Origin of the sequence: Nonomuraea ceibae (genome assembly GCF_019396325.1) — a bacterium.
GTDB classification, from domain to species: Bacteria; Actinomycetota; Actinomycetes; order Streptosporangiales; family Streptosporangiaceae; genus Nonomuraea; species Nonomuraea ceibae.
This window is the reverse complement of the sequence record NZ_JAHKRO010000197.1, coordinates 1-9,560: the sequence shown is the minus strand read 5'-3', so window position 1 is coordinate 9,560 and position 9,560 is coordinate 1. Positions and strand designations below refer to the sequence as shown.

12 protein-coding genes are annotated in these 9,560 nt (G+C 72.9%); 8 read left to right on the top strand and 4 right to left on the bottom strand.

The annotated features are described in order from the left end of the window. A partial coding sequence (locus KME80_RS52470) for a LuxR family transcriptional regulator (RefSeq protein ID WP_219519310.1) occupies nucleotides 1-1,592 on the top strand: 1,592 nt, incomplete at its 5' end. A gap of 55 nt (nucleotides 1,593-1,647) precedes the next feature. Further along, on the top strand, nucleotides 1,648-2,547 hold the full coding sequence (locus tag KME80_RS48435) for an alpha/beta fold hydrolase (RefSeq protein WP_246647057.1): 900 nt from the start codon (nucleotides 1,648-1,650) through the stop codon (nucleotides 2,545-2,547). On the opposite strand, the gene KME80_RS48430 is transcribed toward KME80_RS48435, so the two are convergent. Further along, nucleotides 2,528-3,130: a TetR/AcrR family transcriptional regulator gene (locus KME80_RS48430; RefSeq protein WP_308126261.1), complete on the bottom strand. Its 603-nt coding sequence runs from the start codon at nucleotides 3,128-3,130 to the stop codon at nucleotides 2,528-2,530. The genes KME80_RS48435 and KME80_RS48430 overlap by 20 nt on opposite strands. Before the next feature lie 61 nt (nucleotides 3,131-3,191). Between KME80_RS48430 and KME80_RS48425 the strand changes: the two genes are divergently transcribed. Next, on the top strand, nucleotides 3,192-4,478 hold the full coding sequence (locus tag KME80_RS48425; protein ID WP_219519305.1) for a cytochrome P450: 1,287 nt from the start codon (nucleotides 3,192-3,194) through the stop codon (nucleotides 4,476-4,478). On the opposite strand, the gene KME80_RS48420 is transcribed toward KME80_RS48425, so the two are convergent. Continuing rightward, nucleotides 4,441-4,611: a DUF3073 family protein gene (locus KME80_RS48420; RefSeq protein WP_219519304.1), complete on the bottom strand. Its 171-nt coding sequence runs from the start codon at nucleotides 4,609-4,611 to the stop codon at nucleotides 4,441-4,443. The genes KME80_RS48425 and KME80_RS48420 overlap by 38 nt on opposite strands. Nucleotides 4,612-4,697: 86 nt before the next feature. Between KME80_RS48420 and KME80_RS48415 the strand changes: the two genes are divergently transcribed. The 3 genes from KME80_RS48415 to KME80_RS48405 are packed head-to-tail and all read left to right on the top strand — an operon-like array spanning nucleotide 4,698 to nucleotide 6,848. Continuing rightward, nucleotides 4,698-5,030, top strand: a complete 333-nt coding sequence (locus tag KME80_RS48415; RefSeq protein ID WP_049574618.1) for an ArsR/SmtB family transcription factor — start codon at nucleotides 4,698-4,700, stop codon at nucleotides 5,028-5,030. A 22-nt stretch (nucleotides 5,031-5,052) separates the two neighbouring features. After that, nucleotides 5,053-5,931: a 1,4-dihydroxy-2-naphthoyl-CoA synthase gene (locus tag KME80_RS48410; RefSeq protein WP_219519302.1), complete on the top strand. Its 879-nt coding sequence runs from the start codon at nucleotides 5,053-5,055 to the stop codon at nucleotides 5,929-5,931. Further along, a complete protein-coding gene (locus KME80_RS48405) occupies nucleotides 5,928-6,848 on the top strand; it encodes an aminoglycoside phosphotransferase family protein (protein WP_246647059.1) in 921 nt (306 codons plus the stop codon). The genes KME80_RS48410 and KME80_RS48405 overlap by 4 nt, the downstream gene beginning before the upstream one ends. Here the strand turns inward: KME80_RS48405 and KME80_RS48400 are convergent. After that, entirely contained in the window at nucleotides 6,835-7,620 is a 786-nt protein-coding gene (locus tag KME80_RS48400) for an aminotransferase class IV family protein (RefSeq protein WP_219519300.1), read from the bottom strand. The two genes, KME80_RS48405 and KME80_RS48400, sit on opposite strands and share 14 nt — an antisense overlap. Nucleotides 7,621-7,753: 133 nt before the next feature. On the opposite strand from KME80_RS48400, the gene KME80_RS48395 reads away from it, so the two are divergent. Next, a complete protein-coding gene (locus KME80_RS48395) occupies nucleotides 7,754-8,326 on the top strand; it encodes a dihydrofolate reductase family protein (RefSeq protein ID WP_219519298.1) in 573 nt (190 codons plus the stop codon). A 6-nt stretch (nucleotides 8,327-8,332) separates the two neighbouring features. Here KME80_RS48395 and KME80_RS48390 read toward each other — a convergent pair whose 3' ends face one another. Next, nucleotides 8,333-9,196: an alpha/beta fold hydrolase gene (locus tag KME80_RS48390; RefSeq protein WP_308126259.1), complete on the bottom strand. Its 864-nt coding sequence runs from the start codon at nucleotides 9,194-9,196 to the stop codon at nucleotides 8,333-8,335. Nucleotides 9,197-9,284: 88 nt separating this feature from the next. On the opposite strand from KME80_RS48390, the gene KME80_RS48385 reads away from it, so the two are divergent. Then, on the top strand, nucleotides 9,285-9,560 hold a 276-nt coding region (locus tag KME80_RS48385; RefSeq protein WP_219519293.1), incomplete at its 3' end, for an ABATE domain-containing protein.

The window sequence follows — 9,560 nt, the reverse complement described above, 5'->3', positions numbered from 1 at the left end:
CCGCCTGGCTCGGCGCCCGCCCGGGCCAGGCCCAGACCTACCTGGCAGAAGCCCGCCTCCTGGTAGAGGCCCCGTCCGAACGGGCGGAGACGCCCGCCCTCGGGGAGGCGGGCGGCCCCGGGGTGACGGGCGGCCCCGGGGAGGCGCATGCCCTCGCGGAGGCGCCCGCCCCAGAAGAGGCGCGCGCCCTCGGGGAGGGGCGCGGGCCCGTGGAGGGGTGTGTCCTGGAAAGGGGTGGGCGGGGGGAGGTGGCGGGGGAGGTGGCTCGGCTGCGGGGCCGGTTCGAGCTGAACTCCGGGGACGCCGCCGAGGCGATGCGGGTGTTCGCGGCCGGCGACAGCCTGGAGATGCTGGCCGACGCGTGGGAGGCGGCCAGCGTGGTCGGGGACGTGGCGGCCATGGTGGACGTCGGCCGGCGGGCGGAGGGGTTCGCGCCGGGCTTCCTGCGCGACATCCTGGTGGGCGTCGCGGCGATGCTGCGTGACGGGAGCGGCGGCGAGCTGCTGCGCGGGGCGCTGGCGCGGACCGGCGAGCTGAGCGGGGCGGCGGAGTTCCTGTGGGCCGCGGCGGCAGCGTCGTACCTGGGGGAAGCGGACGTGTCGGCGGAGCTGATCCGGCGGGCGGGCCGGGTGGCGCGCGTGTCGGGGATGGTGGGGCAGCTCCCGGTGGTGCTGGAGTTCGTGTCGACGGCCGAGCGGGTCGGGGGCAGGCTGGCGGAGAGCGCGGCGGTGGCCGAGGAGGGCCTGGCGCTGGCCAGGGAGGCGGGCTACACGAACTCGGAGGCGGCCCACCTGGCGAACCTGGCGGTGGTGGCGGCGCTGCGGGGCGAGGAGGAGCGGTGCCGCGCGTACGCGGGTGAGGCGCTGGCCATCGCGGTGCCGCACCGGGTGGGGTTGCGGGCGGCGGTGGCGGCGTACGCGCTGGCGATGCTGGATCTGGGGATGGGGCGGTTCGCGGCGGCGCACGACCGGTTCGAGGCGATCCGGGCGGCGGGGCCGGGGGCGGGGCATCCGACCGTGGTGTGGCGTTCGACCCCTGACCGGGTGGAGGCGGCGATGGCCGCCGGGGACGCGGCGGCGGCGCGGGAGGCGCTGGAGGGGCTCGACCGGTGGGCGGCCCAGGCCAGGACCGACGAGGCGCGGGCGCTGCGGCTGCGCTGCGTGGGGCTGGTGGAGGGCGCGATCGAGCCGTTCGAGGAGGCGTTGCGGCTGCACGGGGAGCCGTTCGAGGAGGCGCGTACGGCGTTGCTGTACGGGGAGCGGTTGCGCCGGGGGCATCAGCCGGGGCAGGCGCGCGGGCCGCTGCGGGCGGCGCTGGAGACGTTCCAGCGGCTGGGCGCGGAGCCGTGGGCGCGGCGCGCGCACGCGGAGCTGCGGGCGGCGGGCGAGGCCGTGGAGCGGCCGGCGGGCGACGCGCTGGCGGCGCTGACGCCGCAGGAGCTGCGGATCGCGCGGCTGGTGGCGGAGGGGGCGTCGAGCAAGGAGGTGGCGGCGCGGCTGTTCCTCAGCCCGCGGACCGTCGAGTATCACCTGTACAAGATCTATCCCAAGCTGGGCATCACCAGCCGTACTGAACTGGCCCGCCTACTGTAGGAGGCCAGTAGTCCTACGGAAGGCGGCACGGGCCCGGTCCGGCAGGCTGACAGGCATGCAAACGAACCTGATTGACAGTGACGGCGTCGAGATCTGGACCGAGGAGTTCGGGGACGCGGCGCACCCGCCGATCCTGCTGGTGGCGGGCTCGGGCGCGCAGGGCGTCACCTGGCCGGACGAGCTCGTCGGCAGGCTGGTGGCGGGCGGTCGCCGGGTGATCCGTTACGACCACCGCGACACCGGCAGGTCGGGCACCGTGGACTTCGACGCGCATCCCTACAGCTGGCTCGACATCAAGGACGACATGCTGCGCGTGATGGACGCGTACGGGCTGGAGAGCGTGCATCTCGTGGGTCATTCGGCGGGCGGGCTGATCGGCCAGCTCGTCGCGGTGGAGCAGCCGGAGCGGGTGCGGACGCTCACGGTCGTCGGCGCGTCGCCGCTGGGCGGGGGCGAGGGCCAGGTGATCATGCGGGCGCTGATGGGCGAGCCGCAGCCGGAGGGCAGCCTGCCGCCGCCGACGCCGGAGTTCGTGGCGCACTTCCGCGCGGTGATCGCGAGCCCGCCGCCCGCGAGCCGGGGTGAGGAGATCGACGCGCTGATCGCCGAGGCGCGGGTGATGAACGGCACCGCGCTGCCGTTCGACGAGGACGCGGAGCGGCGGCTGGCCGAGCGCGTGCACGAGCGGGCGCGTGACCTGGGGGCGGCGATGAACCATCGGCGGGCCGGCCAGACGGCTCCGGACTTCGAGCCGGTGGGCGCGCTGCCCCGGATCAAGGCGCCGACGCTGGTCGTGGAGGGCACGCACGAGCCGGCCAAGCCGGGTCACGGGGCGCTCATCGCCGAGGAGATCCCGGACGCCGAGCTGCTGATGGTTCAGGACATGGGGCACATGATCGCGCCCCGGTTCGCGGACGAGCTGGCGGCGGCCATCCTCACTCACACGGCCCGGTGAACGCCCCCAGCGCGGCGAGCACGTCGACGACCTGGCGGGCGTCGGGCGTGCTCGCCGGGTCGAGCAGCCACTGGATCATCAGCCCGTCGGAGATCGCGATCAGCACCGACACCAGCGCCTCGGGCGGGACCGGCAGCTCGATGCCCAGCTCGGCGGCGCCCCGGTGGAGCATGGCGACGCCCGCCTCGCGGCCCCTGCCGTAGGCGGCGGCCAGGCGCTCGCGCAGCACGCTCTCGCGCAGCGCCGCGGGGTAGCCCTCGATGCAGACGACGAGCTGGGGCCGCATCTCGTCGAACACGTCGATGAGCGCGACCATCGCCCGCTCCAGCAGGTCGCGCGGCGAGCCGACGGCGTCGCCGAACATCGCCTCCTCCACCCGCTCGGTCCACGCCTCGTAGCAGCCGGCGATGGCCTCGTTGAGCAGGGCGTCCTTGCCGCCGAAGTGGTAGCCGATGGAGGCCAGGTTGGTCCCCGAGGCGGCGACCAGGTCGCGGGCCGTGGTGCGGGCGTAGCCCTTCTCCTGAAGGCAGCTCACCGCGCCGGCAAGGAGTTTTTCGCGGTATCCCGCCTCTTTTCGTGACACGTGATCCATGCTACAGATGTATACGAGCGTATATGACGTACGTACATATCAATTGGAGCTGATGCACGTGCTGCCACCCGGGCCCCGGCTGCCCGCCGCTCTCCAGACGGCCTGGTTCATGCGTGATCCCGCCGGGCTGATCGAGCGCTGTCACGCCAGATACGGGGACGTCTTCACGATCCGCTGGTTCGGCTTCCCGCCGGAGGTGTACGTCGCGACGGCCGAGCTGGCCGAGCAGGTCTTCAGGACCGACCAGGGCGGCGGGCTGGCCGGCGCCGCCCGGCGCGACTTCCTCGAACCGCTGGTGGGGGCGCACTCGGTGCTGACGCTCGACGGCGACGCCTGGGCCGGGCACCGCAAGTCGCTGACGCCGCCGCTGCGCGCCAGGCAGGTCGCCGGCTACGCGGACGAGATCGCGGCCATCGCCGCAGAGAAGATCGCCGCCTGGCCGCTCGGCAGGCCGTTCGCGCTGCGCGACCGCATGCAGGAGATCACGCTGGAGATCATCATCCGGTTGATCTTCGGCATCCGCGACGCCGAGCGCATGGGCCGCCTGCGCGCGCTGCTCCCCCGCCTGATCGAGTCGGGCGGCTCGACCTCCGTCGCGATGCTCCCGGCACGGCTGCGCGGCCCGGCGGCGGCGCTGCCGTTCCTGCCGTACGCGCGGTTCCTGAGGCTGCGGGCGGCCGTCGACGCCATCCTGTACGACGAGATCCGCCGCAGGCGCGCGGACCCGGACGGCACGGACGTGCTGAGCCGGCTGCTGAACGCCGGGCTCGGCGACGAGGAGGTCCGCGACGAGCTGGTCACACTGCTCATCGCCGGTCACGAGACCACGGCCACCGGGCTGGCCTGGACCTTCGAGCGGCTGCTGCGCCTGCCCGACGTGCTGCGGCGGCTGCCCGACGACGAGCCCTACCTCGACGCGGTCGTCAAGGAGGCCCTGCGCGCCAGGCCCGTGGTCTATGAGGCGCCCCGGCTGCTGGACGCCCCGCTCCGGCTGGGCGGCTATGACATCCCCGCGGGATGGTACGCGGGACCGTTCATCCCGCTCGTGCACCAGGACCCCGCCGCGTTTCCGTCACCGGCGGAGTTCCGCCCGGAACGCTTTCTGGAGGGGCAGCAGAGCCGGGCGTGGATGCCCTTCGGCGGCGGCCGGCGCTTCTGCGTCGGCGCGCAGCTCGCCCTGCTGGAGATGCGCGTGATCATCCGTGAGGTGCTGCACCGCCTGGAACTCGTGGCGCCTGATCAGGCGCCCGAGGCCAGGCGGCTCGCGAACGTCACCCTTGCCCCGGCGGAGCTGACGCGCGTCATTGCGCGCGCTCGGACTCCTGCTCGGACGCCGTAGCCGGGCGCATCTCGTCGCGCCCGGCATCGGCGCCCAACTCCTCGCGGAGCCGGTCATAGTCGATGTGATGGTTGGTGTACTTCAGCTGGCGAGCGACCTTCGTCTGCTTCGCCTTGGCTCTTCCTCGGCCCATGGCTACTCCCTAGTCCCCGCTGTCATGCTATCCAACAACGTTACGACTTGAAGAATTATGCAACTGCGCTGGATTAGTCTGGCACTATGCACGTGGAGGTCAACCAGGCCAAGGCCGACTTCTTCCGGACGCTCGGCCACCCCGCTCGCATCCGAGTGTTGGAGCTACTCCAGGAAGGGCCACTACCCGTGAGGGATCTGCTGGCCCAGATCGACATCGAGGCGTCCAGCCTCTCCCAGCAGCTCGCGGTCCTGCGCAGGGCGGGCATCGTCAGCGCGATCCGCGAAGGCAGCACCGTGGTCTACACACTGGCCACGCCGGAGCTCGCCGACCTGCTCGGCACCGCCCGCCGCATCCTCACCGACATGCTCGCAGACCAGGGACAGCTTCTGGCCGAGCTCCGCGCGGAGGTCCCCTGACCCACGCGTTAGGCTCTGCCCCATGGTCTCCGAGCTGTTCGATCCCCGGGCGTGGCAGGCTGTCGACGGGTTCGACTTCACCGACATCACCTATCACCGCGCGGTCGACCAGGGCACGGTCCGCATCGCCTTCAACCGGCCGGAGGTGCGCAACGCCTTCCGGCCGCAGACGGTCGACGAGCTCTACCGCGCGCTCGACCATGCCCGCCAGAGCACCGACGTGGGCTGCGTGCTGCTGACCGGCAACGGCCCGTCGCCCAAGGACGGCGGCTGGGCGTTCTGCTCCGGGGGCGACCAGCGCATCCGGGGCAAGGACGGCTACCAGTACGCCGACGGCACGCCCTCGACCGGCCGGTTGCACATCCTCGAGGTGCAGCGGCTGATCAGGTTCATGCCCAAGGTGGTCATCTGCGTGGTGCCCGGCTGGGCGGCGGGCGGCGGCCACAGCCTGCACGTGGTGGCCGATCTCACACTGGCCAGCGCCGAGCACGCCCGGTTCAAGCAGACCGACGCCGACGTGGCGAGCTTCGACGGCGGCTTCGGCTCCGCCTACCTGGCCCGGCAGGTGGGGCAGAAGTTCGCCCGGGAGATCTTCTTCCTGGGCGACACCTACAGCGCCGCCGACGCGCACCGGATGGGCATGGTCAACGCGGTGGTGCCGCACGGCGAGCTGGAGTCGACGGCGCTGGAGTGGGCGCGCAAGGTCAACGGCAAGTCGCCGACCGCGCAGCGGATGCTCAAGTTCGCCTTCAACGCGATCGACGACGGGCTGGTGGGCCAGCAGGTGTTCGCCGGTGAGGCGACGCGGCTGGCGTACATGACCGACGAGGCGGCCGAGGGGCGCGACTCCTTCCTGGAGAAGCGCGAGCCCGACTGGTCGCCGTTCCCCTGGCACTACTGACCGTGCGGATCGTGGTGCCGCCCGCGCTGACCGAGAGTCACGTGAAGTGGGACGGCGAGGCGGGCCGGGCGTGGTCGGCGGGGCTGCCCGCGCTGGCCGAGCGCTACCTGGAGGAGTGGGAGCTGCGGCTCGACGGGGAGCCGATGCACGGCGTGGTGTCGCTGGTGCTGCCCGTGGTGCGGGCCGACGGCACCCCGGCGGCGCTGAAGCTGCAGCCGGTCAGCGACGAGAACGCGAGCGAGGGGCCCGGGCTGCTCGCCTGGGCGGGCCGGGCCAGCGTGCTGCTGCTGGAGTCGGACCCGGCGACGGGCACGCTGCTGCTGGAGCGGCTCGACGGGGGCACGACGCTGTCGTCGGTGCCGGACGACCTGGCGGCGCTGGAGATCCTGACCGGGCTGCTGCGGCGGCTGGTGGCGGTCCCCGCGCCGGCCGGGACGCGGCGGCTGGCCGACATCGCCCGCGGCATGCTGGACGAGGTGCCCGCCGCGCTGGACGCGCTGCCCGGCGAGGGCGACCGGCGCTGGCTGCGGGTGTGCGCCGGGGCCGTCGGCGAGCTGGCGGGCGAGGCCGGCGACCGGCTGCTGCACTGGGATCTGCACTACGACAACGTGCTGGCCGCCGAGCGTGAGCCGTGGCTGGCGATCGACCCCAAGCCGCTGGCCGGCGACCCGGGGTTCGACCTGATGCCCGCGCTGCACAACCGCTGGGACGACGTGGTCTCCACCGGTGACGTGCGGGGGGCGGTGTTGCGGCGCTTCGACCTGATGACCGATCTGCTGGGCCTGGACCGGCAGCGGGCCGCGGGCTGGACGCTCGGCCGGGTCCTGCAGAACTCGCTGTGGAGTGTCGAGGACGGCGAGACCCGGCTGGACGACGTGCAGCTAGCGGTCGCGGAGGCCGTCGTCACGGTGTGGTGAGCGGCTCCGCCTCGAAGGCGCGGTGCAGCAGCCCGACGAACTCCGGCGCCTCGGGCAGCGCCTCGCCGCCGATCCGGTGCACCGGCACGCCGGGCGTCCACGAGTTCATCACCACGGCCCCGGCCAGCGACGGCAGGTCGGCGACCGTGATCTCCCTGACCCGCTGGGGCACGCCCAGGTCGTCGAGCCGCCTGCGCAGGATGCCCATCGTGGTGCCGGTGAGCATCGCGGCCTCGGGCCACACGACGGCCTCGCCGTCCCAGAAGGCCAGGTTCCAGATCGACGCCTCGCTCAGGCGGCCCCGCCGGTCCACGAACGCCGCGTCGTCGAAGCCCTGCTCGACGGCCTGGCGGAGCACGTACGTCTTGGCGGACTCGCCGACGTGCTTGATGGCGGGCAGGAAGCGTTCGTGCTCCACGACGGCCAGCGCCAGCGGGCCGCGCGGGCCGTCGGAGGCGGGGCCGGTGCTGACCAGCACCTCGGGCTCGGCGTCGGCGGCGGTGAACTCGCCCGCGGGCGAGTAGACGGTGGCCCTGAGCGAGAGGTCGGCGGGGCCCGCCTCCACGGCCGACCTGATGTACGCCAGCACCCGGTCGTCCGGAACCGCCCGGCCGAACAGCTCCTTGGAGGCGTTGCGCAGCCGCTCCAGGTGCAGGTCCAGCCCTCGTACGCGACCGTCGCGCACCTGCATGGCGGTGAAGTGGGCGAATCCGGCGAAGGCCAGCGGCGAGAGGTCCTCGACGGTGACGGGCTTGCCGTTACGGGTGTCCATGATACTTGCTCCCCGATGTACTGAGCGTCTGCAAATGTTGCATATGCATACATATCACGGGTTGCGGCAAAGTGTCGATCGGGGATGAGTGTGTTCGACGCTTCAGTGACAGCCGATCCGGAGGAGCGCCACCATGAGCAAGGTCATCGCCGACATCAGCATGTCCCTCGACGGCTTCGTCGAGGCCGACGGACGCACCCCGGAAGAGCCGATGGGCGTGGGCGGGGAGCGGCTGCACGAGTGGTTCTTCGACCTCGGCGAGCGCGCCGTCGCCGACGTCCCGGCGATGGGGGCGATGGTCGCCGGGCGCCGCACCTACGACGCCTCCCTGCGCTTCTGGCGGGCCGACGGCCCGTCCGGCCCCGCCCGGCTGCCGCTGATCGTCGTCTCCCACAGCGTCCCGGACGACGTCCCCGCCAACAGCGTGTACGAGTTCGCCCCCGGCATCGAGGAAGGCGTGGCGCTGGCCAAGGAGGCGGCGGGCGGCCAGGACGTCGCGATCATGGGCGGCGCCGAGACGATCTGCCAGGGCATCAGGGCGGGCCTGGTGGACGAGCTGTCCATCCACCTGGTCCCGGTGCTGTTCGGCGCCGGGACGAGGCTGTTCGAGCAGGTGGAGCGGCACGTGCACCTGGAGATCCTGCGGACCGCCCAGGGCCGCGAAGCCGTCCACCTGCGCTTCCGGGTGCTGCCCCGGGAGCGGTAGCCCGCCCTACGGCCGGTCCGACAGCGTGCGCAGGAAGTCGCGCACCAGGCCGGCGATCTGGCGGCCCCGGGTCTCCAGGGGGAAGTGGCCGGCGTCCAGGAGGTGGATGCGGGCGTCCGGGAGGTCACGGGCGAAGGCGCGCGCCCCGTCCGGGCCGAAGATCTCGTCGTTGCGCCCCCAGACGGCCAGCAGCGGGGGCCGGTGCTCGCGCAGGTACTCCTGCCAGAGCGGGTAGAGCCCCGGGTTGGTCCCGTAGTCGCGGAAGAGCGCGAGCTGGATCTCGTGGTTGCCCGGCCGGTCGAGCCTGGCCTGGTCGAGCGCCGCCTTGTCCGGGTTGACCAGCGACAGGTCGGACACGCCGTGGGCGTACTGCCAGCGGGTGGCCTCCGCGGTGAGCAGGCCGAGCAGCGGCGCGACGTCGGCGGAGGGGTCGGCCCAGACCTTCTTGAACGGCTCCCAGAACGGCGTCAGCCCCTCCTCGTAGGCGTTCCCGTTCTGCGTGACGATGCCGGCGATGCGCTCCGGGTGCCGCAGGGCCAGCCGGAAGCCGACCGGCGCGCCGTAGTCGTGCACGTAGAGGGCGTACGAGCGCAGCCCCAGCGAGTCGAGCAGCGCGTCCACCACGTCGGTGAGCCGGTCGAAGGTGTAGGTGAACTCGTCGGCGGCGGGCGCGGAGCTGTGCCCGAACCCCGGGTAGTCGGGCGCGATGAGGTGGAACTCGTCGGCCAGCTCGGTGATCAGCTCGTGGTAGGCGACGGACGAGGTCGGGAAGCCGTGCAGCAGCACGAGCGTGGGCGCGGACGGGTCTCCGGCCTCGCGGTAGAACACGTCGAGCCCGTCGACGACGGCGGTGCGATAGCGAATGGTCACAGCAACCCCTAACCGGTCAAAGCAGTTTAGACGGTTAAGTGATAGCATGGCCGTCGATAACCAGTCAAACTCGTTTCAGGGGTTAGAAGTGAGAATCCGGCCGCTGCGCGGTGAGCCCGTGGGGCTCGACCTGGTCGACACCGTGTGGGTGGAGCAGGGCGGGCTCCTCGACCAGTTCGACGATCTCGACGGGGTCCGCGCCTGGCTCGCCGACCACGACCTGCCCGGCGCGGACGACGCCGAGCGGGTCCGCGACCGGCTGGTGACCACCCGCGACGCGATGCGCACCCTGCTCGGCGGCGGCCCTCCCGACCGGCTCAACGCCGTGCTCGACCACGGCGGCCGACGGGCCCGCCTCGGGGGG

Excerpts from the sequence above, each read along its gene's own strand:
- KME80_RS48435 (WP_246647057.1), top strand. The coding sequence starts at position 1,648 with ATGCAAACGAACCTGATTGACAGTGACGGCGTCGAGATCTGGACCGAG.
- KME80_RS48415 (WP_049574618.1), top strand. The coding sequence starts at position 4,698 with ATGCACGTGGAGGTCAACCAGGCCAAGGCCGACTTCTTCCGGACGCTC.
- KME80_RS48395 (WP_219519298.1), top strand. The coding sequence starts at position 7,754 with ATGAGCAAGGTCATCGCCGACATCAGCATGTCCCTCGACGGCTTCGTC.
- KME80_RS48410 (WP_219519302.1), top strand. The coding sequence starts at position 5,053 with ATGGTCTCCGAGCTGTTCGATCCCCGGGCGTGGCAGGCTGTCGACGGG.
- KME80_RS48420 (WP_219519304.1), bottom strand. The coding sequence starts at position 4,611 with ATGGGCCGAGGAAGAGCCAAGGCGAAGCAGACGAAGGTCGCTCGCCAG.
- KME80_RS48425 (WP_219519305.1), top strand. The coding sequence starts at position 3,192 with ATGCACGTGCTGCCACCCGGGCCCCGGCTGCCCGCCGCTCTCCAGACG.
- KME80_RS48400 (WP_219519300.1), bottom strand. The coding sequence starts at position 7,620 with ATGGACACCCGTAACGGCAAGCCCGTCACCGTCGAGGACCTCTCGCCG.